Genomic DNA, 26,368 nt, shown 5'->3' with positions numbered 1-26,368 from the left:
CCCGACCCGTCGCGGGCGCTGCCGGGAACGGCGGCGCCCGCTGCGCGTTCGCGCGGGGCGGGTCAGTAGGTGGCCGGCGGATCGCTGGCCGGAAAGGATTCGTCGCTGATCTCGTCTGCCTGCGACCAGTCCCGCCGCGGCGCGTCGCGCATCGCTTCGGGACCGGCGGGCCGCACGAAATCATGCTCGGCGGTCCCGGCCGCATCCTCCGCGACCTGCGGCGCCACCGCCGCAAGGCGCGTGCCCCAGCGTCTTCGCCCGGCACCGGTGGCTTCGTCGCGGCCCCGCCACCCCTCAAAGCCGCGGCTGTCGCGGCTGCGCCCGCTGCGCCCGCCCCGCGCCATCAGCGCGCCAAGCATCGCGCCGGCGACGACGATGGCCGACAGGATCACGACCGGATCGGTCGCGGACATCGCGCCGCGCCGTGTCGATCTGGATTGCATCGCTCTGCCTCCTTGCTACGATCTTCTGCGGTAACGCCGGCCCCGCCCGAAAGGTCCGGCGCCGCGTCGCCCGCAGCGGCTTTCCGGCTGGCGGGCCGCCGGTGCCGGCGATAGGGTCCGGCCATGACCTCCGTTCCCTCCCTTTCCCCCGATCAGGCCGATGCGTGGGACGCGCTGGCCGAGACGTTCCGATCCGCCGGCGTCGATCTGGTGGCCGAGGAAATCGCGCCACCCCAGCCCGGCAAGGGCCGCGTCATGGCGGTGATCGGCAAGGCCGGTTCCGGCAAGACGCTGCTTTTATCCGAAATCACCCGCGCCCTGCGGCAGGCCGGCGTCGATCTGATCAGCGCCGATTACGAAGGCCGCCGCCGCAAGGATCGCCGCACCGTCGCGATCCTCGCGCCCACCAACAAGGCCGCCTTCGTGCTGCGCACCCGCGGCGTGCCCGCGACCACGATCCACCGCATCCTATATACGCCGGTCTACGATCCCGAATACGAACGCATCGCCGAATGGCTGGCGGGCGAAGGCACGCGCCCCGACGCAGGCGATCTGACGCCCGAGGCGCTGGACCGCGCGCGGGCGTTCTATGACATCCACGCCTCGGTTCCCGGCGCGCTGGCGGCGGCGGGGCTGCGCGGCTCGGACTTCATCAAGGGCTGGAAACGGCGCGAGGACGGGCTGGATATCGGGCTGATCGACGAAGCTTCGATGCTGGACGAAAAGCAGTTCGACGACCTGCGCGAGATCTTTCCGGTGCTGGTCCTGTTCGGCGACCCGGCCCAGCTTGCCCCGGTCGGGCAGTCGGGCGAAATGGTCTTCGACCGGCTTGCCGAAAGCCAGCGCCTGGTCCTGCACCGCGTCCACCGGCAGGCCGATGACAGCCCGATCCTCGATCTGGCCCACGCCCTGTCCGACGACAGCCTGACCTTCGACGCGTTCGAACGCATGCTGCGCGAGGCGGCGTCGCGCGACGACCGCGTGATCTGGGCCGAACGCGTGGAATCCGACCTGATGGCGCGCAGCCCGGTGCTGGTCTGGCGCAACGCCACCCGGATCCGCCTGATCCACGCCTTTCGCGCGGCGTTCGGCGCACCCGGCGACGCGCTGCTGCCGGGCGAGCCGCTGATCTGCGACGGGCTGGAACTGCCGCTGAAACACCGCAAACGCCGCATCGACCTCGAGGCGCGGGGCCTGATCAGGGGCGCGCAGGTGGTCTATCTGGGCCCCGGCCGCAAGCCCGGATTCTCGCGCCTGCACGTCATCGGGGCCGAGGACCCGCGCCTGTCCGCCGCCAGCATCGTCAAGATCGAGATGCCGGACGCCGCCGAACCCTTCATCCCCTACGCCGCCCGCATGGGCGCGGCGTTCCTGCACGGCGCGGCGGTCACGATCCACAAATCGCAGGGCAGCCAGTGGCCCGACGTGCAGGTCTTCGGCCCCGATATCGGCGCCGCCGCCTGGTCGAACCGGACCGAGGCCGGAATCGCGCTGTGGAAACGCCTGGCCTATGTGGCCATCACCCGCGCGCAGGAACGGCTGTACTGGGTGACGCGCCCGCGCCTTGCGCGCCCGGCGCAGGGCCTGTCGACCGACGATCTGGCCATCCCCGCCCCCGCCTTGGCGCTGGACGCGGAAGAAGGCTGACGCCCCCGGACACCGGCACCGGCCAGTGGTTCAGTCCCGGCGCGAACGCCCCCGCTCGCGTGTCCGCTCGATCGACAGGCGCAGCCGTTCGATCAGCGCCTCTTTCGGGATGCCAGTCTCGTGCGACAGCCGCATGATCCCGAAATGCACCCGCGCCACTTCCTGATAATACCGCGCGAAGGTATAGTTGATCGACGCGCCCACGAAGGCGCCGAAGACCGGCGCCGCCTGCGCGGCCATCTTCTGGCCCAGCGACACCGACAGGCGCGGCGCCACCCGGCTGATCAGCCCCTGCACGGTCTGCCCCGTCACCGACAACCGCGCGGCCAGCAGGCCCAGATCGGCGTTGTCGTCATAATCCATCGGCCCGGCATCGGCAAAGACGCGCAGACATTCCAGCCGCACCTCCTCGCTTTCGGGGTCCAGCCCGTGTTCGGCGGCGATGTCCAGCATGGATCGCAGCAGCAGCGTCACCGTGAACGGCATCTCGACCATCGCGCCGGCGAACCCGGCCGCGCCGCCCGCTGCCCCGCTGACGGTCGAGGCCAGCCGGTTGAACCAGTCGCCCCGGTCGCGGACCACGCGCCGCGTGCCCGCCGCCGCCGTGAACGCCCGGCGCAGCGCCATGCGCGTCAACCCGTCCATGCGCGCGCGCACGAACCCGGGCAGCCGCGCGACCAGGTTCTCGGCGCTGTCGCCGATGATCGACATGATCTCCATGCCCAGCCCGCCCGCCTCGACATAGCGGCGGGCAAGACGGTCGATCTGTTCATGCACGCCGGGATCGGTGATCGGCGGCAGAACCATTTGCGGATTGGACGCCATGCGCGGCCTCTCTGGGATGTTCGATTTCGCTACAGTCCGACCTGATATGGGAAGCCCCGGCGCCGTCGGCCAGTCCCGACGCGGCGGCCGGCGTCTCCTCGCGCGTGACCGGACCCGCGATCCCAACCCACGCGCCGGGCCTAAGTTCCAGCCCCAGCACCCGGTCGGGGTTGGTCGGCGGCGGCATCACCACCCCGTCCAGCCGCTGAAATCCGAAGCGCGAATAATAGGGCGCATCGCCCACCAGCAGCACCCGGTCCCAGCCCATCGCCCGCGCCCGGGTCAGGCTGTCGCGCATCAGCAGCCCGCCCAGCCCCTCGCCCTGCGCCGTCGGATGCACCGCGATCGGCCCCAGCAGCAGCACCGCGGCCGGCTCGATCCGCGCCGGCCAGAACCTTATCGCGGCCACCACGATGCCCCCCGGGTCGCGCAGCACCAGGCACAGATCGGCCACGCGCGGCACGCCGTCGCGCAGCCGATACGACGACAGCGCCGTGCGGCCCGGCGCAAAGCACAGATCGTAAAGCGTCTCGACCTCGTATTCGTCGGCCTCTGTCTCGGTGCAGATCTCGTACATCGCGCCTCTCCGGTCCCGGCGCGCCCCTTACCATGCGCCGGACCCAAGCGGAACATTGCACAGCCCGAAAACCGGTGGCAGGTTGGGCGCGACCCTACAGGAGGCCGCATCTTGTTCTATCGCCCCGAAGCCGGACACGGCCTGCCCCACAACCCCTTCAACGCCATCGTCGCGCCCCGCCCCATCGGCTGGATCTCGACCCGCGGCCGGCAGGGCGACAATCTGGCCCCCTATTCCTTCTTCAACGCCGTAGCCTATGTGCCGCCGCAGGTCATGTTCTCGTCCGTCAGCGCCAAGCGCGACCGCGCCGACACCAAGGACAGTGTGGCCCAGATCGTCGAAACCGGCGTGTTCTGCGTCAATATCGCCAGCGGCGATCTGCGCCATCAGGTCAATGCCAGTTCCGCCCCCCTGCCGGCCGGCACCAGCGAATTCGACGCAGCCGGCATCGACGCCGCCCCGTGCGACACCATCGACTGCCCGCGCGTGGCGAATGCCGTGGCCGCGCTGGAATGTCGGATGACGCAGATCGTGCCTTTGGCAGGCAAATCGAACTACGTCGTCTTCGGCGTCGTCACCGGCGTCCATATCCGCGACGATTGCGTGGTCGCGGGCCGCTTCGATCCGCGCCCGGCGGGCGGCTGGATCTCGCGTCTTGGCTATCGCGACTATGCCGCCACCGTCGATCTGTTCGAGATGGAGCGTCCCGCATGACCGGCCCGCAGGTGCGCGACTATATCCGCACGATCCCGGATTTTCCCCGCGAAGGGGTCATGTTCCGCGACGTGACGACGCTGTTTGCCGATCCGCGCGGCTTCGGCCTGACCATCGACCAGCTGGTCAACCCCTATGCGGGGCATCGCATCGACAAGGTCGTGGGGCTCGAGGCGCGCGGGTTCATCCTGGGCGGGGCGGTGGCGCACCGCCTGTCTGCCGGATTTGTCCCCGTCCGCAAGCAGGGCAAGCTGCCCGGCGCCGTGATCCGCGAAGCCTACAAGCTGGAATACGGCGAGGCGGTGATGGAGATTCACGACGACGCCCTGCGCGCCGGCGAACAGGTGCTGATCGTGGACGATCTTCTGGCCACCGGCGGCACCGCCGGCGCCGGTATCACCCTGTGCCGGCGTCTGGGCACGCAGGTCGTCGGCTGCGCCTTCGTGATCGACCTGCCCGATCTGGGCGGCCGCGCCCGCATCGAGGCGATGGACATGCAGGTCCACACGCTGTGCGCCTTCGGCGGCGATTAACGGGGGATCGGGGGCAACCCACCGCGCAACGCCCGCAAGCGGTGTACGCGCTGTGCACGTCCGGTGCGCGCAATGTGCATCGCCTGTGCGGCCAGTTTCCCAGCATGTGCAGGCCCTGCGCCGCCCATACGCCCCGCCCCGGCCACAACCACCGCGCGCTGCGTTGCGCGGGGGTGTTGCGCAACACCGGCTCAGGCGCCGGTGCGCGTCATCCCCCATTCCTCGATGCCCGCGCGATCCCAGTATTTCGCGAAGGCCGGATGCATCGACCCGCCCTCCAGCAGCGCGCCGGGCTTGATCCAGTCGTAAAGGCTGGCGGCCGAGCGCACCTCGCGCGGGCCGGTGCGGATCATCAGGTGATGCGGCGTGAACTCGTCCGGGTGCCGCAGCCCGGAACTCTCGCACGCCTCCTTCAGCGCATGGATCGTCGCCGCATGAAACCGCGCCGCCCGCTCGGCCTTGTCGGGCACGACCAGCGCGCGATAGCGGTCGGGGTCCTGCGTGGTGATGCCGGTCGGACATTTGCCGGTGTGACAGGTCTGCGCCTGGATGCAGCCGATGGCGAACATGAACCCGCGCGCCATGTTCACCCCGTCCGCGCCCAGGGCCGAGATGCGGCAGATGTCAAAGGCGGTGATGATCTTGGCCGATGCGATCAGCTTGATCCGGTCGCGAATCCCTAGGCCCACCAATGTGTTATGGACCAGCATCAGCCCGTCGCGCAGCGGCGCGCCCTTGTGATCGGCGAACTCGACCGGGGCCGCGCCGGTGCCCCCCTCGCCGCCGTCGACGACGATGAAATCGGGCGCGATGCCGGTCTGCTGGAACGCCTTGGCCATGGCGAACCATTCCCACGGATGGCCCACGCACAGCTTGACGCCCACCGGCTTGCCGCCGCACAGATCGCGCAATTCCGCGATGAACTCGCACAGCCCGCGCGGGCTTGAGAACGCCGAATGCGACGACGGGCTGACACAGGCCACGCCTTCGGGCACGCCCCGCGCCTCGGAAATCGCCTCGGTCACTTTCGGTCCCGGCAGGATGCCGCCATGACCGGGCTTGGCGCCCTGGCTCAGCTTGATCTCGACCATCTTCACCGCATCGTCGGCGGCGTTCAGGCGGAACTTCTCCGCGCTGAAATTGCCGTTCTCGTCGCGGCAGCCGAAATAGCCCGACCCGATCTGCCAGACCAGATCGCCCCCCATCCGGTGATAGCGAGAGATCGAGCCCTCGCCCGTCGTATGCGCGAACCCGCCCTTCTTCGCCGCCCGGTTCAGCGCCTCGATCGCGTTCGGCGACAGCGCCCCATACGACATCCCCGAGATGTTGACGACCGAACTGTCATAGGGCCGGGTGCAGTCCGGACCGCCGATCCGGATGCGGAAATCGTCGTCGTCCAGATGCGTCGTCGCCATCGAATGGTTCAGCCATTCATATCCGTCGCTGTAGACGTCGCGCAGCGTCCCGAACGGGCGCACGCCCTCGATCCCCTTGGCGCGGCGATAGACGACGGCGCGCTGTTCGCGCGAAAAGGGCGTTTCGGCGTGATCGTCCTCGACGAAATACTGCCGGATCTCGGGCCGGAAATATTCCAGCAGATAGCGCATCCGCGACGTCAGCGGATAGTTCCGCATCAGCGTGTGGTTGGTCTGGAACAGATCGTAGATGCCCATCGCCGACCCCGCCAGCCCCAGCAACGCGATCAGCGCGCCCAGAACCGGGGCCACGCCGGTCAGCGCGTATCCGATGGGAATCATCGCGACGACGATGGCAAGCGGCAGATAGCGTTCGTAATGTCGCGCGCGCTCGGACACGCGGGTAAAGCGCAGGCGCATGGCCTTCTCCCGTCAATTCGAAATGCAGCATGCCCGATTAACACGGATGCCGTAAGAAAAAACAGAGCCCGGAACGGACTATGCCGGCAGCACCGCACCGGGGTTCATGATCCCCGCAGGGTCCAGCGCGTCCTTGATCGCGCGCATCGCGGCCAGCCGGGCCGGATCGCCCCACCGCGCCAGATCGCCCACCTTCAGACGGCCGATTCCGTGTTCGGCGGAAAAGGACCCGCCGGCCGATACGACCATCTGGTGGATGCGCCGGGACAGATCGCTGCGGATATCGTCGTAATCCTCGCGCCGCCGACCCCGGGCGGGAAAGAGGTTGAAATGCAGGTTGCCGTCGCCCAGATGGCCGAAACAGTTCACCCGCATGTCGCCTTCGCCGGCCAGCATCGCTTCGGCTTCGGTGATGAACCGCGCGATTTCGGACAAGGGCAGGCTGATATCGTGGCTGGCGATGGCGCCCACGGCGCGGTTGGCCAACGGGATATGTTCGCGCAGCGCCCACAGATCGGCCGCCTGCTGACCCGACCGCGCGATCACGCCGTCGCTGACCAGACCGGCCTCGGCGGCCTGAACGAACAGCGCCTCAAGCGCATCGTCGGCCCGCATCCCGGCGGGCAGCCCGATCTCGATCAGCACCAGCCATGGCGGGATCGGCGCAAAGGGCTGGCGCATCTGCGGGAAATGCTGCGCCAGAAAGTCCAGCCCCTGCCCCGCGATCAGTTCGAACGCCGAGACGCCGCCCGCCATGCGCCCCTGCGCCAAGGCCAGCAGACGCAGCGCCGCCGCCGGGTCCTCGACGACCAGCATCGCCACGCCCGTTTCCGCCGGAACCGGTGCCAGCACCAACGAGGCGGCGGTGATGACGCCCAACGTGCCCTCGGCCCCGATCAGCAGGTCGCGCAGGTCATAGCCGGTGTTGTCCTTCCGCAGCCGTTTCAGATCGTGCATGATCCGGCCCGAGGGCAGCACCGCCTCGATCCCCAGACACAGGGTGCGGGCGTTGCCGTGCCGCAGCACGTTCACACCGCCCGCATTGGTCGCCAGCACCCCGCCGATCTGGGCGCTGCCCTGCGACGCCAGCGACAGCGGAAACTGCCGATCCACGCCGGCCGCGGCCTCGCGCGCCGCCTGTAGGGTGACGCCCGCCTCGACCACCATCACCGCTTCGTCGGCGAAGATGTCGCGGATGGCCGTCATCCGTTCCAGCGACAGGATCAGCGGCGCAGGCCCCTGGGACATCACCTGACCGCCGACCAGACCGGTGCCGCCGCCGCGCGGCACCACCGCCACCCGCGCCGCGGCGCAGGCCCGGATCACCGCTGCGGCCTCTTCGGCATCGCGGGGCGCCGCCACCAGCCCGGCCTGACCGTGAAACCGTCCGCGCGGCTCTTCCACATAGGCGGGCGCCATCTCGCGCAATACGCCATGGGGCAAGCGCGCCGTCAGCCGTCGATCCGCGGGTTCCAACCCCATCCTGTTGCCCTTCCTTCGACCGCGTCGGGCGGTACGCAGATCGGCCTATCGCGCCTCGCTGCGCCCGCGCCTGTCGCTGCGCAGATTGGCGTAAAGCACGTGGTTGCGCCAGCGCCCGTTGATCTGCAGATAGCTTTGGGCGACGCCCTCATACTTGAATCCGGACCGTTCCAGAACCCCGCGCGAGGCGGCGTTTTCAGGCAGGCAGGCGGCCTCGATCCGGCTGAGGTCCAGCGTGCTGAAGGCGTGATGGACCAGCGCCCCGATCGCCTCGCGCATGAATCCCTGCCGAATGAAGGGCTTGCCGATCCAATAGCCGATGGTCCCCGACTGGGCCGGCCCGCGGCGGATATTGTCCAGCGTGATCGCCCCCAGCAACACCCCGTCGCGGCGCAGCAGGAACAGCGGCAGCGCGGTGCCGCCGCGACTGGCGCGGGCGGCCCAGTAGACCCGGTTGGTAAAGCTTTTCCGCGACAAATGGTCGGGCGACCATACCGGTTCCCACGGGGTCAGGAAATCGCGGCTTTCCACCCGCAGCGCGGTCCAGGCGTTGAAATCGGAATGCGCCGGCAGGCGCAGGACGATCCGCTCGGTCTCCAGCCGGACGGGGCGCCGCCGTGAAAACATCAGGCGGCAAGCCTTTCGGCCAGCACCTCGCGCGAGGGTGCCGACCGCACCGGCCCATACAGCGCCAGCGCGGGACGCGCCTGCCCGATCAGCCGTTCGGCATGTTCGCGCACATCGGTCAGGCTGACATCGGCGATCCGTTCGGCCACCTCGGCCGGGTCCAGCACCCGGCCCCAGATGGCCAGCACGCGCGCCACCCGCTCGGCCTGGGCCGAGGGGCTTTCCAGCCCCATCAGCAGCCCCGCGCGCAGCTGCGCCTTGGCGCGCGCGATCTCGGCCTCGGTCATGTCGCCGGCCGCGCGCCGGATCTCGTCGATAGTCAGATTCGCAAGCTCGGCCACGTCGCCGCCGCCGGTTCCGGCATAGACGGTCATCATGCCGGTATCGTCGTGAAACCCCGACTGCGCGAAGATCGTATAGCACAGGCCCCGTTCCTCGCGGATCTTCTGGAACAGGCGCGAGGACATGCCGCCGCCCAGTGCCGCCGAAAAGATCTGCGCGGCATAGAAATCGGGCGCCAGATAGCCCGGCCCCTCCAGCGCCAGCGCGAAATGCGCCTGTTCCAGCTTTTTCACGCGCCGCAATTCGCGACCCTGCCAGATTGCATCTTCGCGCGGGTTCTGCTGCACCGGGGCCAGATGCCCGAAGGCGGTTTCGGCCAGACGGACGATGCGGTCGTGATCGACCGATCCCGCGGCCGAGACGATCATCTGGCCGGGGCCGTAATTCTCGGCCACGAACCCGGCCAGATCGGCACGGCCAAAGCTGGCGACCCGTTCGGCCGGTCCCAGGATCGGGCGGCCGATGGCCTGATCGGGATAGGCGGCCTCTTGCAGCCAGTCGAAGATGATGTCGTCGGGCGTGTCCAGCGCCTGCCCGATCTCTTGCAGGATGACGCCGCGCTCGACCTCGATCTCGCGTTCGTCGAAGACCGGGTTCAGCACGATGTCGGAAATCACGTCGAAGGCCAGATCGACGTCCTGTTCCAGCACCCGCACGTAATAGGCGGTCGCATCGCGCGAGGTATAGGCGTTGATGAACCCGCCCACATCCTCGATCGCCTCGGCGATCTGCAACGCGCTGCGGGTCGCGGTGCCCTTGAACGCCATGTGTTCCAGGAAATGCGCGATCCCGTTCTGCTCGGCCCGCTCGTTCCGGCCGCCCGCGTTCACCCAGATGCCAAGCGCCGCCGAATGCAGGCCGGGCATGGCGCGGGTGGCGATGCGCAGACCGTTGCCAAGGGTGGTCAGTTGCAGATGCGGGTCGCTGGTCAAGACGTTCTCCGTTCAAGGATCAGGGATTTCAGCGCGTCCACGTCGTTATCGATTCGTGTGACGCGTTCGGGAAGGTCGAACAGCCCCGCCATGTGCGGCGGCAGGTCCGGGCGCACCCCTACGGCGCGCTCGACCGCGTCGGGAAACTTGGCGGGATGGGCGGTGGCCAGCGTCACCATCGGCACGCCGGGGTCAAGATGCCGCCGCGCGACGGCCACGCCGACGGCGCTGTGCGGACACAGGATCTGGCGGGTTTCCGCGCGCACGGTCCGGATCATGGCCAGCGTCTCGTCCTCGCTGACATGACCGGACAGATACTGGTCGCGCAGCGCCTGCAACGCGCCCTGGCTGATGGTGAAGCCGCCCTGTTTCAGTTCGTCCATCAGTTGCCGGACCGCGCCCGCATCGCCGTCATAGGCCAGATACAGCGCCCGTTCGAAGTTCGAGCTGACCTGAATATCCATCGACGGGCTGATCGAGGGATGCACCTCGCCCACCCGGTATTCGCCGGTCGTCAGCGCCCGGTGCAGGATGTCGTTCTGGTTCGTGGCCACGATCAGCCGGCGGATCGGCACGCCCATCGCGCGCGCGACGCTGCCGGCGAAGATGTCGCCGAAATTGCCGGTCGGCACGCAGAAATCGGTGGGCCGCATCCCCAGGCTGGCGGTCGCGGTGAAGTAATAGACGATCTGCGCCACCACCCGCGCCCAGTTGATGCTGTTCACCCCGGCCAGCCCAACCCGGTCGCGGAAATCGTGGTCGTTGAACAAATCCTTCAGCCGCGCCTGGCAATCGTCGAAATGCCCGTCCAGCGCCAGCGCGTGGACGTTTTCGGCGTCCGGCGTGGTCATCTGGCGGCGCTGCACCTCGCTGACGCGGCCATGGGGGAACATGATGAACACGTCCACATTGTCGATGCCGCGAAACGCCTCGATCGCGGCGCTGCCGGTATCGCCCGAGGTCGCGCCGACGATGGTGATGCGCTGGCCCGACCGCGTCAGCGCGATCCGGAACAGCTGCGCGATCAGCTGCATCGCGAAATCCTTGAAGGCCAGGGTGGGGCCGTGGAACAGTTCCAGCAGATGATGGCCGGGGGCCAGCTGATGCAGCGGCGCCCTGGCCGCGTGCTCGATCCGTGCATAGGCCCGGTCGATGGCGCCGCGCAGTTCATCGTCGCTGAAGCTGTCGCCGGTGAAGGGGCGGATGACGCGGAACGCGACCTGTTCATAGGACAGCCCGTCCAGCCCATCCAGACCGTCGAACGGCGGCACGATTTCGGGCAGGTAAAGACCGCCGTCGCGCGCCAGTCCCGACAGCATCGCCTGTTCGAAGTTCAGCACCGAGGCCTGCCCCCGGGTCGAGACGTAACGCATGCCTGTTCCCTCAGTATTTCCGCTGCCTGATACGCCAGATCAGGCCGACTGTCATCCCTGCCCAGACCGCCGCGATCATGAACCATTGCAGCGCGTAGGACAGGTGATTGTTGGGAATCCCCTCGACCGCGACGGGGATCGGCTGGACCCCCTGCGCATCGCCCTCGACGGCGCTGGCGACGACAAGGATCGGTTCGGTGTCCAGATGTTTGGCCATGGCCGGCACGTCGCGGGCAAACCAGATATTCTCGTCCAGATTCGGCGCGGGGGTGGAGCCGGCCTTCTCGTCGGGCCAGTGCAGGTTGCCGCGCACGGACAGCCGCGTCGGGCCGCGTTCGGCGTGACGATCCTGCTGCGGCACGAAGCCGCGATCCAGCAGGATGGCGCGCCCGTCATCGGTGACGAAACGCGACACGATCTGATAGCCGCCGCCCTGTTCCTTGGTGCCCGACAGCACGTCGATCTCGTCCCCGGTGGTGGTGCCGCTGACCTCGACCGGCATGTATTTCATCGACGGATCGACCGTCTCTGGCAGCGGCACCGCCGGCGCCGCGATCCTGTCCTCGATCCGGGCCAGCATGGTTTCCTTCCACTCCATCCGGCGCAGCTGCCACAGCCCCAGATTGATCAGGATGGCGCAGCCGACGATGCCGAGGATCAGGGGGAACAGGTAACGCTTCATCACGGGTGATCGCGCGGAAACTGCCGCGCGCCTTTGGGAATAACGACGCCCGCCAGCTTGCTGGACGTCCAGATATGCCACGATTCCGACAGATCGACGCCGCCATCGAGGCTGCCGCCCTTGACCGACATCCGATCGCCCGCAGGGGCGTTCACATGCCACAGGCGGGTGCCGCAATCGGGGCAGAAGGCGCAATCCAGCACCTTGCCCGATCCGGTCTGCCGCGACCAGTTCTTCACCGCACCCTGCGTCAGCGCCAGCGACATGGCCGGAACGATGACCGAGATCCCGAAGGCCGAGGCGGACTGCGCCCGACATTCGGTGCAGTGACAGCAATAGACGCGGATCGGTTCGGCATCGACGCGATACCGCACCGCGCCGCACTGGCATCCGCCTGTCAACATGGTTCCTCCTGACGAAAACGCGCGGGGACCTGCCCCGCGCGTTCTGCAAACGATCTTCAGTGGCGTCAACTGCCCCAGATATAGACGGCGCCGAACAGGAACAACCAGACCACGTCGACAAAGTGCCAGTACCACGCAGCGGCCTCGAAGCCGACATGCTGTTCCTGACTCATCTGGCCGCGCAGCATCCGGTACAGGCAGACGGTCAGGAAGATCGTGCCGATGATGACGTGAAAGCCGTGGAACCCGGTCGCAAGATAGAACGCGCTGGCATAGGCGGTGTCGGACAGACCGAATGCCGCATGGCTGTATTCGTACGCCTGAAGGATGGTAAAGCAGACCCCCAGGAACACGGCGACGATCAGCCCGTTGATCGTGGTCTTGCGGTCGTTTTCATGCACCAATGCGTGGTGCGCCCAGGTGACGGCGACGCCCGAAAGCAGCAGGATCAGCGTGTTGATCAGCGGCAGATGCCACGGATCGAAGGTCACGATGCCCTCGGGCGGCCAGACGCCGTCCTTGATCGGGCTCATCGGGCCCATCGGATACAGGACGTTCTTGAACCAGTTCCAGAACCACGCGACGAAGAACATCACCTCGGAGATGATGAACAGGATGAACCCGTATTGCAGCCCGATCCGCACCACCGGGGTGTGATCGCCGGCCTCGCCCTCCCGGATGACGTCGGACCACCAGCTGTACATCGTGTAGAACACACCGACCAGACCGATCAGGAACAGCCACGGGCCGGACACCGGGATCCAGAACAGATGCACCTCTTCGGAATGCATCCAGCCCACCGCGCCATACAGCATCAGGAACGCCGAAATCGCGCCGATGAAGGGCCAGATGGACGGCGGAAGAATATGATAGTCGTGGTTCTTAGCGTGCGCCATGGTCAGATCCCCGTCGGCTCCTCGTGCTAGCTCAGTTGACGTTTTTGGCCGGGGCGACGTCAAGCGCCGCCTGCTTCGGCTCGGTCCGGTGGAACGTGTAGGACAAGGTGATATCCCGGACCCAGTTCGCGTCGCGATCATCGACCAGCTCGGGATCGACATAGAAATTTACCGGCATCTCGACACGCTCGCCGGGTTCCAGCGTCTGTTCGGTAAAGCAGAAGCACTGGATCTTGTCGAAATAATATCCCACCACCTCGGGCGCGACGTTATAGCTGGCGGTGCCGGTGATCGTCTCGTCCGAGTTGTTGACCGCCTCGTAAAAGGCCATCGCATCCTCGCCGATCCGCACCTCCATCTTGGTCTGCATCGGCCGGAAGGTCCAATCCAGGTTCTTGTCGACATTGGCGTCGAAACGCACCCGCACGACCTCGTCCAGCACCGTATCGGGCGCGGCAGAGGAAATCTGCGTGGTGCCGGCAAAGCCCGTCACCCGGCAGAACCAGCTGTAGAACGGCACCGCGACCCATGCCAGCGCGGCCATGGTCACCACCACGCCGACAAGGCCAAGGACGGTTCTGGAATTCCTGCTCACTGCTGACCCTCCTGCACGGTTGGGGTGGCGGGTTCTGCGGGCGAGGGCAGGACCGACACGCGCGGCTGATGGTCATACGCCTCAAGCATGTCGCCCTGACGGACCTTGACGATGGTCAGCCCGAAGACCAGCGCCACGAAGGCGGCCAGAACCAGTCCCAGCCCGACATTGCGGGATCGGCGGCGGCGGTGAAGATCGTGTTCGGATTGCATCGCCATCACCACGCCCCCGCCCAGTGCTGGACCAGCAGGGCCAGGAAATGCAGGAACAGGTAATACAGCGACAGCCGGAAGACCTGCTTTTCGACCTTGTATCCGTCGGCCACCGCGCGACCCTCGTCGCGGCGCATGATGCGCCAGCCGCCGGCGATGAACAGCGCGTTCAGGACCACCGCGGTCGCCAGATAGATCGGCCCGCCAACCGGCGTCAGCCCCAGCCAGATCGCGAACGGGGCAAGGACCAGCGTATAGGCAAAGATGTGGCGGCGGGTCACGGCGCGGCCATGCGTCACCGTCAGCATCGGCACGCCCGCCTTGTGATAATCCTCTTTCATGAACAGCGCCAAGGCCCAGAAATGCGGCGGCGTCCAGAAGAAGATCAGCGCGAACATCAACAGCGATTCGATGCTGACGCCGCCGGTGGCGCAGGCCCATCCGATCATCGGGGGAAAGGCACCCGCCGCGCCGCCGATGACGATGTTCTGCGGCGTCCAGCGTTTCAGCCAGATCGTGTAGACCACGGCATAGAAGAAGATCGTGAAGGCCAGAAACGCCGCCGCGAACCAGTTCGCCGCAAGTCCCAGCATCGTCACCGCAATGATCGACAGCGCGATCCCGATGGCCAGGGCCTCGCCCGGCTCGACCCGGCCGGCGGGAATCGGGCGCGATTGCGTGCGCTTCATCACCGCGTCGATATCGGCATCGTACCACATGTTCAGCGCGCCCGACGCCCCGCCGCCAAGCGCGATGAACAGGACCGAGCAGACGGCGATGAACGGATGCACCGGGACCGGCGCGACCAGCAGGCCCACGAACGCCGTGAACACCACCAGCGACATCACCCGCGGCTTCAGCAGCGCGACATAGTCGCGGAACTCGGCCTCGGGGGCGCCTTCATATGCATGGATCTCGGTCATCGCGCGTTCCTGATGTCAGGCCCCTCAGTCGGCCCGGGCCAGTTCCAGCTTCGGCGCGGGCAGGCCAAGGGCTGCCTGCTGCGCCTCGGGCAGGGTGCCGCCCTGTTCGGCGACCCAGGCGGCATAGATGTCGGGCGAGACGGCCTTGACCACGATCGGCATGTAGGCGTGGTTGATGCCGCACAATTCGCTGCACTGGCCGAAATAGATGCCCTCTTGCTCGACGTTGAACCACGCCTGGGCGATGCGGCCGGGCACCGCGTCCTGCTTGACGGCGAAGGCGGGAATGGTCCAGCTGTGGATCACGTCGTTGGCGGTCACCTGCAACAGGACGGTCTGGCCCACCGGCACGACGACCGCGGTATCGGTGGCCAGCAGATATTCATCCTCGCTGTAGCCGTACTCGGCCAGCTCGTCCTTGGCCAGCATGATCGAATCGAAGCTGAGATCGTTATCCGGGTATTCATACGACCAGTACCACTGGTTGCCGATGGCCTTGATGACGATGTCGGGGTTGGGCGGCATTTCCTGGCTGCGGAACAGCGCCGGCAGCGAAAACGCCCCGATGGCGATCAGGATCAGCACCGGCACCAGCGTCCAGGCGATTTCCAGCGGGGTGTTGTGGGTGAACTTGGCCGGAACCGGGTTCACGCGGCTGTTGAAGCGGACGATGACGACCAGCAGCAGCACGCAGACCAGGATGGTGATCGCCGCGATGATGATCAGCACGAAATGGTCAAGCCATTGCTGATCGCGGGCCAGTTCCGTCGCCGCCGGCTGGAACCCGATACCCTTCGCGTGCGGCTTGCCGATCGTCGGCAAATCGCCCAACACATCCTGAGCCAGTGCCGCCCCGGACATCATGCCCGCCACGGCGGACCCCATCGCTGCCGCAACCGCATGTCGAATCATCGCTCTTGCCATCGTTCCATCCCGTAGCGTTGGCCCGGCCTGCATGGCCGAGGGGGCCGCGCGAGGCCGCCCCTTTCCCTTTCACATGGCCCGTTCTATGACCATATTACAACCTCTCGGGCAAGTGATACCTCGGAAATGGCCGCGACTTTCGGCACCGACCCGTCCCCGCCCCTGCCCGGTCCGCAATCAGGAGCCTGCGCATGAACCGCGACCGCTTTGACCCGTTCACCCGGTTTCTGGACCGTGACCGCACGCTGGCCATCCTGCGCGACGCGGTCGCCGGCGCCGATGACGGAGAGCTGTTTCTGGAACGCTCGGTCGCGGAAACGCTGGTCTTCGATGACGGCCGGTTGCGCAACTCCGGCTATACCGCCGAGCAGGGTTTCGGCCTGCGCGCCGTGCGCGGCGAGGTCACCGGCTATGCCCATTCCACCGAGATTTCCGAGCCTTCGCTGCACCGCGCGGCCGAAACCGCGCGTCTGGCCGTGGGCGCGGGCGGCGGCACGATGGCCCAGCCCGCACCGATGCGCGCGACGCCGCTTTACGCCGCGCTGGACCCGGCCGACGGCATCCCCGTCGCCCGCCGGATCGAGTTGCTGCGCCAGATCGACGACTATGCCCGCGGCCTTGACCCGCGCGTGGTGCAGGTCACCGCCGCGATCTCCTCGTCGCTGCAAGAGGTCGCGATTTTGCGCCCGGAAGGCGGGCTAGTCACCGACATGCGCCCGATGGCGCGACTGAATGTCGCAGTGATCGTGGAAAACAACGACCGCCGCGAATCCGGCAGTCACGGCGGCGGCGGCCGCGTCTCTTTAAAGGGGCTGATGCAGCCGGCGCACTGGCAGGCAGCCGTGGACGAGGCGCTGCGGATCGCGCTGGTGAACCTGCGCTCGGTTCCCGCGCCGGCGGGGGTGATGGACGTGGTGCTTGGCCCCGGCTGGCCCGGCATCCTGCTGCACGAGGCGGTGGGCCACGGGCTGGAAGGCGATTTCAACCGCAAGAAGGCCAGCGCCTTTGCCGGGCTGATGGGTCAGCGCGTCGCCGCCCCCGGCGTCACCGTGGTCGATGACGGCACCATCCCCGACCGGCGCGGCAGTCTCAGCGTCGATGACGAAGGCACGCCGCCCGCGCGCAACGTGCTGATCGAGGACGGGATTCTGGTGGGCTATATGCAGGACCGCCAGAATGCGCGGCTGATGGGCGTGCAGCCGACCGGCAACGGCCGCCGCGAAAGCTTCGCCCACGCGCCGATGCCGCGCATGACCAACACCTACATGCCCGGCGGCGACGCCGACCCGGCCGCGATCCTCGCCGATCTGAAGGACGGGATCTATGCGGTGGGCTTTGGCGGTGGGCAGGTGGACATCACCAACGGCAAGTTCGTCTTTTCCTGCACCGAGGCCTATCGCGTGAAGAACGGCGTTCTGGGCGATCCGATCCGGGGCGCCACGCTGATCGGCGACGGCGCGACCGCGTTGCAGCAGGTCCGCGCGGTCGGAAACGACATGGCGCTGGACCCCGGCATCGGCAATTGCGGCAAGCAGGGGCAATGGGTGCCGGTGGGCGTCGGCCAGCCCACGCTGATGATCGGCGGGCTGACGGTGGGCGGATCGGCGGCCTAGAAATCGCGCCGGCGGTAACCTTGTCTTAACCCGTCCCGCGCTAATCCTGTCTTCAGGATGAGGCGGAGGCAGCATGGATACCGGTCATTTTCCTTTCGACAACCCCGATTCCCCGGCCACCGCGAAGGAGGACGATCTGGCGTTTCTTCGCCTCATCCGCTCGCGCCGGGTGGGGCCGGCGACGTTCCATCGCCTGGTGGCGGAACATGGCAGCGTCGGTGCCGCGCTGGACGCGCTGCCCGAGATTGCGGCGCAGGCCGGGGTCCGCGATTACGAGATCTGTCCCGAACAGACCGCTGCGGCCGAACTGGCGGCCGGCCACAGGCTGGGGGCGCGTCTGATCCGCTGCGATTCGGCGCTGTATCCGGACGCGCTGCGCCAGATCGACGGTGCGCCGCCGGTGCTTTGGCTGCGGGGCGATCCGGCATGGCTGTCGCGCAACCCGGTCGCGGTCATCGGCGCGCGCAACGCCTCCTCGCTTGGCCTGCGCATGGCGCGGGGCATGTCGGCGGGGCTGGGCGAAGGCGGCATTACCGTCGTCGCGGGGCTTGCGCGCGGCGTCGATACCGCCGCCCATAACGCCGCCCTGCCGACCGGCACGATCGCGGTGATGGCCGGCGGCGTCGATGTGATCTATCCGGCCGAAAACGTCGTGCTGGCCGCGCAGATCGCCGAACAGGGCGCGCTGATCTCGGAACAGCCGCCGGGCACCGAACCCGCGGCGCGGCACTTTCCGACGCGCAATCGAATCATCTCGGGCCTGTCGCGCGCCGTCGTGGTGATCGAGGCCGCGCACCGCTCGGGCACGCTGATCACCGCGCGGAACGCGCTGGATCAGGGGCGCGAGGTGATGGCGGTGCCGGGTCATCCGATGGATGCGCGGGCCGCCGGCTGCAACCACCTGATCCGCGACGGCGCGCTGCTGGTGCGCAATGCCGCCGACGTGATCGCATCGCTGGCCGAGCGGGGAGAGATCGCAGCCCCGGCTGCCCCGGCCCCGCGCCCGGCTGCGGCGACGCCGCGCGCCCGACACGCCGTCCCCCGCGATGCCGGAGGTCCGGTGCAGCTTGAGGCGCGGATCCTGTCGCGCCTGACCCCCAGCCCGACCGAAGAGAACGACCTGATCCGCGACCTGGGCGTGCCCGCAGCCAGTGTCAGCGCGGCGATCCTGTCGCTGGAACTGGAAGGCCGGCTGACCCGCCTTGCCGGCGGGCGCGTCGCCCTGACCTGACGCGCGGGCGGCGGTGGCGTGGGCGACGGCCCGCTCATATTCGTTCCGCCTGTCGTCGTCCCCCCACGCCGCCCCTTGAGACCGACCGTTGACACTCTGCCGCCCGGCACCCATGTTGCCGCCCCATTGAGCGTTCCCCAGAGGTGCAGATGCCCGTCGTCGTCGTCGAGTCCCCGGCCAAGGCCAAGACCATCGAGAAATATCTCGGCGGCGATTACCGCGTGCTGGCCAGTTTCGGCCATGTCCGGGACCTGCCGCCCAAGGATGGCAGCGTCGATCCCGACGACGATTTCGCCATGAAATGGGAGGTGGCCAGCGACAGCAAGAAACACCTCAAGGCGATCCGCGACGCGCTGAAGGACGATCCGAACCTGATCCTGGCCACCGACCCCGACCGCGAGGGCGAGGCGATTTCCTGGCACCTGCTGGAGGCGCTGGCCCCCGCACTGAAGAAGGGCAGCGAGGTCAACCGCGTCACCTTCAACGCGATCACCAAATCCGCGGTCAGCGAGGCGATGAAGCAGCCGCGCAAGATCGACCAGGCGCTGGTCGATGCCTATCTGGCACGGCGCGCGCTGGATTATCTGGTCGGCTTCAACCTGTCGCCGGTGCTGTGGCGCAAGCTGCCGGGCGCGAAATCCGCGGGCCGGGTGCAATCGGTCTGCCTGCGCCTGATCGTCGATCGCGAGATGGAGATCGAGGCGTTCAAGGCCCGCGAATACTGGTCCGTCCACGCGCGTCTGGCGACGCCGGGCGGGGATGAATATGATGCCCAGCTTGTCTCGCTGGCGGGGGCGAAGCTGGAACGCTTCGATCTGCCGACGGCGGAAAAGGCGGCAATGGCGGTCAGCGCGCTGTCCAGCCGCGATCTGCGCGTCACCGGCGTCACCGCGAAACCGGCCAGCCGCAATCCGTGGCCGCCCTTCATGACCTCGACCCTGCAACAGGAGGCCAGCCGCAAGCTGGGCATGGGCGCCAAGGCCTGCATGTCCACCGCGCAGCGCCTGTATGAGGCGGGTCTGATCACCTATATGCGGACCGACGGGATCGACATGGCGCCCGAGGCGGTGATGGCCGCGCGCGACACGATCCGGGCGAAATTCGGCGACAGCTATCTGCCGAAATCCCCGCGCATCTACAAGAACAAGGCAAAGAACGCGCAAGAGGCGCATGAATGCATCCGCCCGACCGACATGATGCAGTCGCCCGACCGGCTGAAGCTGGGCGCCGAGGATCAGCGCAAGCTGTATGACCTGATCTGGAAACGCACCATCGCCAGCCAGATGGAGGCGGCGCGGATGGAACGGACCACGGTCGAGATCGAAAGCCCTGATCGGCAGGTGGGCCTGCGCGCAACCGGCCAGGTGATGCTGTTCGACGGCTTCCTGCGCGTCTATGACCAGGGCCGCGACGATGACGAGGGTGAGGACGGCGCCCGCCTGCCCGCCATCCGCGAGGGCGAGGCCGCAACGCCGGTCGCCCATGCCTTCGAGGCCGAGTTCGGCAAGGCGCGCGACAAGGACGGCGAGGCCCCCGCAGCGCCCACCGGCCAGCGCGCCGCCCCCGGATTACTGATGAACGACGCCGCCAGCGCCGCGGCCCGGCAGCATTTCACCCAGCCCCCGCCCCGCTATACCGAGGCGACGCTGGTCAAGCGGATGGAGGAGCTGGGGATCGGCCGCCCCTCGACCTATGCCAGCATCGTCACCACGATCCAGGACCGCGAATATGTCCGCAAGGACCGCAACCGTTTGATCCCCGAGGACAAGGGACGGCTGGTGACGACGTTCCTGGTCAAGTATTTTCCGCGCTATGTCAGCTATGACTTCACCGCCGATCTGGAAAACGAACTGGACGAGATCAGCGCCGGCGATCTGATCTGGCGCGATGTGCTGGGCCGGTTCTGGAAGGATTTTTCAAAGGCGCTGGAAGGCACGTCGGAACTGCGCATCTCGGAGGTGCTGGACGCCATCGACGAGGCGCTGGCCCCGCATCTGTATCCGCCGCGTGCCGATGGCGGCGACCCGCGCGAATGTCCGCTGTGCGGCAAGGGCCGGCTGAACCTGAAGACCGCGCGATCCGGCGGCGCGTTCATCGGCTGTTCCAACTATCCCGAATGTCGCTATACCCGCCCGCTGTCGGCCCCCGACGGAGAGGAGCCGGTGGGCGACCGGGTGCTGGGCCACGACGCGGGCGATCAGATCAGCCTGAAATCCGGCCGCTTCGGCCCCTATGTCCAGCGCGGCGAGGCAACCGAAGACGTCCCGAAGCCGCCCCGCGCCTCGGTCCCCAAGGGCTGGGACCCGGCAGCGATGGATCTGGACAAGGCGTTGCAGCTTTTGTCCCTGCCGCGCCCGGTCGGCCCGCACCCCGAAGACGGCGTGATGATCGAGGCGGGGATCGGGCGTTACGGCCCCTATGTCAAACATGACCGCAAATACGCCAACCTGTCCGACGTGGACGAGGTCTTCACCATCGGCATGAACCGCGCGGTCGAGGTTCTGGCGGCCAAGCAGACACGCGGACGCGGCGCGACGGCCGCGCCGTTGAAAGAACTGGGCGATCATCCCGATGGCGGCGCGATCCAGGTGATGAACGGCCGCTATGGCCCATATGTGAAATGGGACAAGATCAACGCGACCCTGCCGCGCGACGTCTCTGCCGATGAGATCACCCGCGAACAGGCGCTGGAACTGATCGCGGCCAAGGCGGCGAAATCGCCGAAGAAGGCCGCAAGGAAACCCGCTGCCAGCAAGACCGCAACGGGAAAGACGGCGTCGAAGACGGCCGCGAAGAAGCCGGCCGCGAAGAAGACGACGGCCAGGAAAACCACGGCCGCAAAGACCGCCGCGAAAAAACCCGCGGCGAAGAAGAAGGTTGAATGAAGGCCGCCGCGTCGCCCGGCAAGGCGCGCCGTCGCAGGGCCGGCGGCGACTCTTGGCGCTAACACTCGGGCCTGCGATTGACACTGTCGGCCCTGCGGGCCAAGACTTCTGCCAAACCAGCATCGATGAGGGGAGGACCGATGAAAAAGGTCTATGCCAATGCGACCGAGGCCCTTGACGGGCTGTTGCATGACGGAATGTTCATCTCGGCCGGGGGGTTTGGTCTTTGCGGCATCCCCGAATTGCTGATCGACGCGATCGTGGACAGCGGCGTCAAGGATCTGACCATCGCCAGCAACAATTGCGGCGTCGACGGGTTCGGGCTGGGCAAGCTGCTGGACACGCGCCAGATCAGCAAGATGATCAGCTCGTATGTCGGCGAGAACGCCGAATTCATGCGCCAGTATCTGTCGGGCGAGCTTGAACTGGAATTCAACCCGCAGGGGACGCTGGCCGAACGGATGCGCGCCGGCGGTTCCGGCATCCCGGGCTTCTATACCAAGACGGGCGTCGGCACGCAGATCGCCGAAGGCAAGGAGGTCAAGGTCTTCGACGGCGAGGAATACATCCTTGAACGCGGCATCGTCGCCGATCTGGCCATCGTCAAGGCGTGGAAGGCCGACGACACCGGCAATCTGGTGTTCCGCAAGACCGCCCGCAACTTCAACCCGCCCGCGGCCATGTCGGGCAAGATCTGCGTGGCCGAGGTCGAGGAAATCGTGTCGCGCGGCGAGTTGGACCCGGACTGCATCCACCTGCCCGGCATCTATGTGCATCGCATCGTTCAGGGCGAGCATGAAAAGCGTATCGAACAGCGCACCACCCGCAAGCGCGAGGAGGCCTGACATGGCGACGGAACTGAAAGGCTGGGACCGCAACCAGATGGCCGCGCGCGCGGCCGAGGAACTGGAAGACGGCTGGTATGTCAATCTGGGCATCGGCATCCCGACGCTGGTGGCCAACTATGTCGGCGACAAGGACATCACCCTGCAATCCGAAAACGGCATGCTGGGGATGGGGCCGTTCCCCTATGAGGGCGAGGAAGACCCCGACCTGATCAATGCCGGCAAGCAGACCATCACCGAACTGAACCGCACGTCCTATTTCGACAGCGCGACCAGCTTTGGCATGATCCGGGGCGGCAAGATCGCGGCGGCGATCCTGGGCGCGATGGAGGTGGCCGAGAATGGCGATCTGGCGAACTGGATGATCCCGGGCAAGCTGGTCAAGGGCATGGGCGGCGCCATGGACCTGGTGGCGGGCGTGCCGCGCGTCATCGTGGTCATGGACCACACCAACAAGGCCGGCGAATCCAAGCTGCTGAAGGAATGCACGCTGCCGCTGACCGGCAAGCGCGTGGTGAACCGGATCATCACCAATCTGGGCGTTCTGGACGTGGTCGAGGGCGGGCTGAAAATCGTCGAGACCGCCGATGGCGTGACCGAGGACGACATCCGCGAGGCAACCGAGGCCACCATCGTCAACTAGACCGCATCCTCGGGCGACAGGGCGGCGGGGCATGTCGTCGCCGCTTTCGCGGCTTGGTGCCGAAGGCCGGAGGGTCCGGCGGGGCGTATTCGTGCGGTCGGTGTCGCAGTTCAGTTCAGGGACGCAGGCCCGCATGACCGCCGATCAGATCGCCGCCCTGTTCACCCGTCCAGACGGCTCTTTCCTGTGCGCGCGCTGGAACCGGCCGGCCGCGCCGGTGATCTTCGGGCTGGCGGATGAGACGCTGCCCATCTTCCGCGCCGCAATCCGTGCGGGCTTTGCCCATGCCGGGCATCCGGTCGCCGACACCGACCCCGAGATGGGCAGCAACCTGCTGCTGTTCTTCATGCGCGACTGGGACGAGATGGCCGGCATCCCCGATCTGGACCGGCTGACGGGGCTGCCCGATCTGCCCGCGCGGCTGCGGGGAAGCTCGGCCGATCAGTATCGGCTGTTCCGTTTCGACGAGGATGGCGGCATCCGCGCCTGTCTGGTCTTCGTGCGCATGGGCGGCGCCCTGGCCGACGCGCATCCCGCGCAACTGGCCGAGACGCTTGTGACCGGCAGCGCCCTGTCCTTCGCGCGCAAGGTGACGCCGTCGGCCGATCTGGCGGCGCTGATTCGCGCCGCCTATGACCCGGTCCTGCCGGTCGCGGCCACCGATCCCAGCCACGCGCTGCGGCTGGCGGCGCGCATGACGCGGCAGTGATCGCGAATGACCGCGCGCGCGAGGCCCGGCAGCCGGCCGGCGATTGCGGCAGCCCCGCCACCGTCCTAGGATGCGGCCCATGAGCCATGCGATCGAACTGCGCGTCTATTACGAAGACACCGATCTTGCGGGCATCGTCTATTACGCCAACTATCTGAAATTCATCGAACGCGGCCGCACCGAATGGCTGCGGGACATGGGCGTCGATCAGATGCGTCTGAAGGCCCAATCCGGCCATGTCTTCGCCGTCCGCCGGATCGAGGCCGATTACCTGCGTCCGGCCCGTTTCGACGATCTGCTGCAAATCGTCACTCGGTTGCAGACCCTGACGGCCGCGCGGGTGGTGATGGATCAGGCGGTGCTGCGGGGCGATGAGACGCTGTTCACCGCTCGCGTCACGGTCGCCTGCCTGGACGGTCGCGGACGTCCGGTGCGGTTGCCCGCGCCCGTGGCCTCGGCGCTGCGGCGGGATCGCCCGTGAGCGGGACGCGCCGCATCGCCATGTGGTCGGGGCCGCGCAACCTGTCCACCGCGATGATGCGCAGCTTTGCCGCGCGCGGCGACTGCGCCTGCGTGGACGAGCCGTTCTATGCCCATTACCTGCGGCAGACCGGCCTGCCCCACCCGATGCGCGACGCGGTGATCGAAAGCCAGCCCGCCGACTGGCGCCAGGTGGTGCCGTCGCTGACCACCGATCCGGTGGACCGGCCGATCCAGTATCAGAAACACATGGTCCAGCACATGCTGCCCTGCATGGATCTGGACTGGACCGAACGGGTCACCAATGTCTTCCTGATCCGCGAACCCGAACGCGTCGCGGCCTCGTTCGCGGCCAAGCGCGGGCTGCCCGACCCCGAAGAGCTGGGCTTTGCGCGTCAGTGGCAGATGTATCGTGCGATGGCGGCGCGCGGCCCGGCGCCGGTCGTGATCGACAGCGCCGATATCCGGCGCGACCCGGCCCGCGCGCTGCGCGCATTGTGCAAGGCCATCGGCATCGCGTGGACCCCGCGCATGCTGTCCTGGCCGCAGGGCCCAAGGCCCGAGGACGGGATCTGGGGCGCGGTCTGGTATGACGCCGTCAACGCCTCGACCGGGTTTGCGGGCCCCGAAGGGCCGTTGCCGGAACTGGATGGCGATCTGGCGCGGCTGGCACGCATCCTGCGCCCCGATTACGAGGCGATCGCGGCGCACAGATTGCGCATCGAATGAATGAAATTCGCGCGATTATCTGACAGCATTGTGTTGCGAAGGGGGGTAAAACCCCTGCTAGAGACAGGCTAGAAGCCCGGAAAACGGCGCTCGGGACGATGAGGCAGTGACGATGGAACCCATTCAGGCCGCGCAGGCCCTCGACTTCTCGCTTGTGGCGTTGTTCGTGCGCGCCTCGTTGACGGTCAAGATCGTGATGATCCTGCTGATCGTCGCGTCGTTCTGGTCCTGGGCCATCATCATCCAGAAATTCCTGACCTTCGCCGCCGCCCGCCGCGAGGCCGCCCGGTTCGACCGCGCCTTCTGGTCGGGCGAGCCGCTGGACGATCTGTACGACCGTCTGGGCGACCGCCCCACCGGCGCGTCCGAACGCATCTTCGCCGCCGGCATGACCGAATGGCGGCGCAGCCATCGCGGCGACGGCGCGCTGATCCCCGGCGGCGTGCCGCGCATCGACCGCGCCATGAACGTGGCCATCCAGCGCGAGGAAACGCGGCTGTTTCGCGGCCTGTCCTTTCTGGCCACGGTCGGCTCGACCGCGCCCTTCATCGGGCTTTTCGGCACCGTCTGGGGCATCAAGAACGCGTTCGAGGGGATCGCGATGTCGCAAAACACCAGCCTGGCCGTCGTCGCCCCGGGCATCGCCGAGGCGCTGCTGGCAACCGCGCTTGGCCTGCTGGCCGCGATCCCGGCGGTGATCTTCTACAACAAGCTGTCGGGCGATGCGGAACGCGTGGTCGGTAACTGGGAAGCCTTTGCCGACGAATTCTCGACCCTGCTGTCGCGGCAGCTGGACAGCGAGGGCTGAGCCGATGGCCGATGTCGTCCAGAGGGTCAGGCGCAAGGGGCGCGGCAGGCGGCGCAACGCGCCGATGTCGGAAATCAACGTCACGCCCTTCGTTGATGTCATGCTGGTGCTGCTGATCATCTTCATGGTCGCCGCGCCGCTGATGACCGCCGGTGTGCCGCTGAACCTGCCCAGAACCGCCGCGACCGCGGTGCCGTCCGAACCCGAAGAACCGCTGGTGCTGTCGATCCCGGCCGAAGGCGCGATCACGCTGATGAACGAACCCGTGGACGACGGCGAGGTGGTCGGACGGCTGCGCGCCGTGTTGCAGGAACGCCAAAGCGACAAGATCTTCCTGCGCGCCGACGGCACCATCCCCTATGCGCGGGTCGTGCAGGTCATGGGTGCGCTGAACGCCGCCGGATACACCGATATCGTGCTGGTCACCGACACCGGCGGCCCCCGCATGGATGGCTGATC

General features: G+C 67.5%; 27 protein-coding genes and 1 pseudogene. 13 read left to right on the top strand and 15 right to left on the bottom strand.

Annotated features, from left to right (window positions below; genetic code table 11):
* Positions 1-62: 62 nt before the first annotated feature.
* Positions 63-443: a hypothetical protein gene (locus tag JHW45_RS04655; protein ID WP_272859777.1), complete on the bottom strand. Its 381-nt coding sequence runs from the start codon at positions 441-443 to the stop codon at positions 63-65.
* A gap of 123 nt (positions 444-566) precedes the next feature.
* Between JHW45_RS04655 and JHW45_RS04650 the strand changes: the two genes are divergently transcribed.
* Entirely contained in the window at positions 567-2,090 is a 1,524-nt protein-coding gene (locus JHW45_RS04650; protein WP_272859776.1) for an ATP-dependent DNA helicase, read from the top strand.
* A gap of 30 nt (positions 2,091-2,120) precedes the next feature.
* Here the strand turns inward: JHW45_RS04650 and JHW45_RS04645 are convergent, their stop codons facing one another.
* Positions 2,121-2,915 carry an EcsC family protein gene (locus tag JHW45_RS04645; RefSeq protein ID WP_272859775.1) on the bottom strand — a complete coding sequence of 265 codons (795 nt, stop codon included), beginning with the start codon at positions 2,913-2,915 and terminating at the stop codon, positions 2,121-2,123.
* A gap of 100 nt (positions 2,916-3,015) precedes the next feature.
* Positions 3,016-3,492: pseudogene (locus JHW45_RS04640) on the bottom strand (GNAT family N-acetyltransferase); the annotation flags it as partial.
* Between the two features lie 111 nt (positions 3,493-3,603).
* Here JHW45_RS04640 and JHW45_RS04635 point away from each other — a divergent pair.
* Positions 3,604-4,206, top strand: a complete 603-nt coding sequence (locus tag JHW45_RS04635) for a flavin reductase family protein (protein WP_272859774.1) — start codon at positions 3,604-3,606, stop codon at positions 4,204-4,206.
* Entirely contained in the window at positions 4,203-4,739 is a 537-nt protein-coding gene (locus JHW45_RS04630) for an adenine phosphoribosyltransferase (RefSeq protein ID WP_272859773.1), read from the top strand. Before JHW45_RS04635 ends, JHW45_RS04630 begins: the two co-directional genes overlap by 4 nt.
* A gap of 191 nt (positions 4,740-4,930) precedes the next feature.
* On the opposite strand, the gene JHW45_RS04625 is transcribed toward JHW45_RS04630, so the two are convergent.
* From JHW45_RS04625 to coxB, 12 genes are all read right to left on the bottom strand, one after another.
* Entirely contained in the window at positions 4,931-6,574 is a 1,644-nt protein-coding gene (locus JHW45_RS04625; RefSeq protein ID WP_272859772.1) for an FMN-binding glutamate synthase family protein, read from the bottom strand.
* 78 nt (positions 6,575-6,652) lie between these two features.
* Positions 6,653-8,056, bottom strand: coding sequence for an FAD-binding oxidoreductase (locus JHW45_RS04620; RefSeq protein ID WP_272859771.1), 1,404 nt, complete (start codon positions 8,054-8,056; stop codon positions 6,653-6,655).
* Positions 8,057-8,101: 45 nt separating this feature from the next.
* Positions 8,102-8,683: a GNAT family N-acetyltransferase gene (locus tag JHW45_RS04615; RefSeq protein ID WP_272859770.1), complete on the bottom strand. Its 582-nt coding sequence runs from the start codon at positions 8,681-8,683 to the stop codon at positions 8,102-8,104.
* Complete coding sequence (locus tag JHW45_RS04610; protein ID WP_272860540.1) at positions 8,683-9,891, bottom strand: M16 family metallopeptidase; 1,209 nt, start codon at positions 9,889-9,891, stop codon at positions 8,683-8,685. Before JHW45_RS04610 ends, JHW45_RS04615 begins: the two co-directional genes overlap by 1 nt.
* 62 nt (positions 9,892-9,953) lie before the next feature.
* On the bottom strand, positions 9,954-11,330 hold the full coding sequence (thrC, locus tag JHW45_RS04605; RefSeq protein ID WP_272859769.1) for a threonine synthase: 1,377 nt from the start codon (positions 11,328-11,330) through the stop codon (positions 9,954-9,956).
* A gap of 10 nt (positions 11,331-11,340) precedes the next feature.
* Entirely contained in the window at positions 11,341-12,012 is a 672-nt protein-coding gene (locus tag JHW45_RS04600) for an SURF1 family protein (RefSeq protein ID WP_272859768.1), read from the bottom strand.
* Positions 12,012-12,416, bottom strand: coding sequence for a GFA family protein (locus JHW45_RS04595; protein ID WP_272859767.1), 405 nt, complete (start codon positions 12,414-12,416; stop codon positions 12,012-12,014). Before JHW45_RS04595 ends, JHW45_RS04600 begins: the two co-directional genes overlap by 1 nt.
* Positions 12,417-12,481: 65 nt before the next feature.
* Positions 12,482-13,312 (bottom strand): cytochrome c oxidase subunit 3, encoded by an 831-nt coding sequence (locus JHW45_RS04590; protein WP_272859766.1) that lies wholly within the window; start codon positions 13,310-13,312, stop codon positions 12,482-12,484.
* Positions 13,313-13,343: 31 nt separating this feature from the next.
* Entirely contained in the window at positions 13,344-13,856 is a 513-nt protein-coding gene (locus JHW45_RS04585; RefSeq protein ID WP_272860539.1) for a cytochrome c oxidase assembly protein, read from the bottom strand.
* Positions 13,857-13,903: 47 nt separating this feature from the next.
* Positions 13,904-14,125: a hypothetical protein gene (locus JHW45_RS04580; protein ID WP_272859765.1), complete on the bottom strand. Its 222-nt coding sequence runs from the start codon at positions 14,123-14,125 to the stop codon at positions 13,904-13,906.
* Entirely contained in the window at positions 14,125-15,042 is a 918-nt protein-coding gene (gene cyoE, locus JHW45_RS04575) for a heme o synthase (protein WP_272859764.1), read from the bottom strand. The genes JHW45_RS04580 and cyoE overlap by 1 nt, the downstream gene beginning before the upstream one ends.
* Before the next feature lie 24 nt (positions 15,043-15,066).
* Complete coding sequence (gene coxB / locus JHW45_RS04570; protein ID WP_419181830.1) at positions 15,067-15,966, bottom strand: cytochrome c oxidase subunit II; 900 nt, start codon at positions 15,964-15,966, stop codon at positions 15,067-15,069.
* 191 nt (positions 15,967-16,157) lie between these two features.
* On the opposite strand from coxB, the gene tldD reads away from it, so the two are divergent.
* The 10 genes from tldD (at position 16,158) to JHW45_RS04520 (ending at position 26,366) form a co-directional block, all read left to right on the top strand.
* Positions 16,158-17,579, top strand: coding sequence for a metalloprotease TldD (tldD, locus tag JHW45_RS04565; protein WP_272859763.1), 1,422 nt, complete (start codon positions 16,158-16,160; stop codon positions 17,577-17,579).
* Between the two features lie 73 nt (positions 17,580-17,652).
* Positions 17,653-18,810 carry a DNA-processing protein DprA gene (dprA, locus tag JHW45_RS04560; RefSeq protein WP_272859762.1) on the top strand — a complete coding sequence of 386 codons (1,158 nt, stop codon included), beginning with the start codon at positions 17,653-17,655 and terminating at the stop codon, positions 18,808-18,810.
* A gap of 149 nt (positions 18,811-18,959) precedes the next feature.
* Complete coding sequence (gene topA, locus JHW45_RS04555; protein ID WP_272859761.1) at positions 18,960-21,695, top strand: type I DNA topoisomerase; 2,736 nt, start codon at positions 18,960-18,962, stop codon at positions 21,693-21,695.
* Between the two features lie 140 nt (positions 21,696-21,835).
* Positions 21,836-22,540: a CoA transferase subunit A gene (locus tag JHW45_RS04550; protein ID WP_272859760.1), complete on the top strand. Its 705-nt coding sequence runs from the start codon at positions 21,836-21,838 to the stop codon at positions 22,538-22,540.
* A 1-nt stretch (position 22,541) separates the two neighbouring features.
* Positions 22,542-23,183: a CoA transferase subunit B gene (locus JHW45_RS04545; protein WP_272859759.1), complete on the top strand. Its 642-nt coding sequence runs from the start codon at positions 22,542-22,544 to the stop codon at positions 23,181-23,183.
* 133 nt (positions 23,184-23,316) lie between these two features.
* The gene (locus JHW45_RS04540) at positions 23,317-23,892 is read left to right on the top strand and encodes a hypothetical protein (RefSeq protein ID WP_272859758.1); all 576 of its coding nucleotides are present in this window, start codon (positions 23,317-23,319) and stop codon (positions 23,890-23,892) included.
* 79 nt (positions 23,893-23,971) lie between these two features.
* Entirely contained in the window at positions 23,972-24,373 is a 402-nt protein-coding gene (ybgC, locus tag JHW45_RS04535) for a tol-pal system-associated acyl-CoA thioesterase (protein WP_272859757.1), read from the top strand.
* Positions 24,374-24,393: 20 nt separating this feature from the next.
* Positions 24,394-25,101, top strand: a complete 708-nt coding sequence (locus tag JHW45_RS04530) for a sulfotransferase-like domain-containing protein (protein ID WP_473087556.1) — start codon at positions 24,394-24,396, stop codon at positions 25,099-25,101.
* Between the two features lie 112 nt (positions 25,102-25,213).
* The gene (gene tolQ, locus JHW45_RS04525; protein WP_272859755.1) at positions 25,214-25,909 is read left to right on the top strand and encodes a protein TolQ; all 696 of its coding nucleotides are present in this window, start codon (positions 25,214-25,216) and stop codon (positions 25,907-25,909) included.
* 4 nt (positions 25,910-25,913) lie between these two features.
* Positions 25,914-26,366 carry an ExbD/TolR family protein gene (locus JHW45_RS04520; RefSeq protein ID WP_272859754.1) on the top strand — a complete coding sequence of 151 codons (453 nt, stop codon included), beginning with the start codon at positions 25,914-25,916 and terminating at the stop codon, positions 26,364-26,366.
* Positions 26,367-26,368 lie beyond the last annotated feature (2 nt).

Source organism: Paracoccus stylophorae, from assembly GCF_028553765.1.
Lineage (GTDB): Bacteria > Pseudomonadota > Alphaproteobacteria > Rhodobacterales > Rhodobacteraceae > Paracoccus > Paracoccus stylophorae.
The sequence above is the reverse complement of the archived record's forward strand: the minus strand, read 5'-3'. Positions and strand labels throughout refer to the sequence as shown.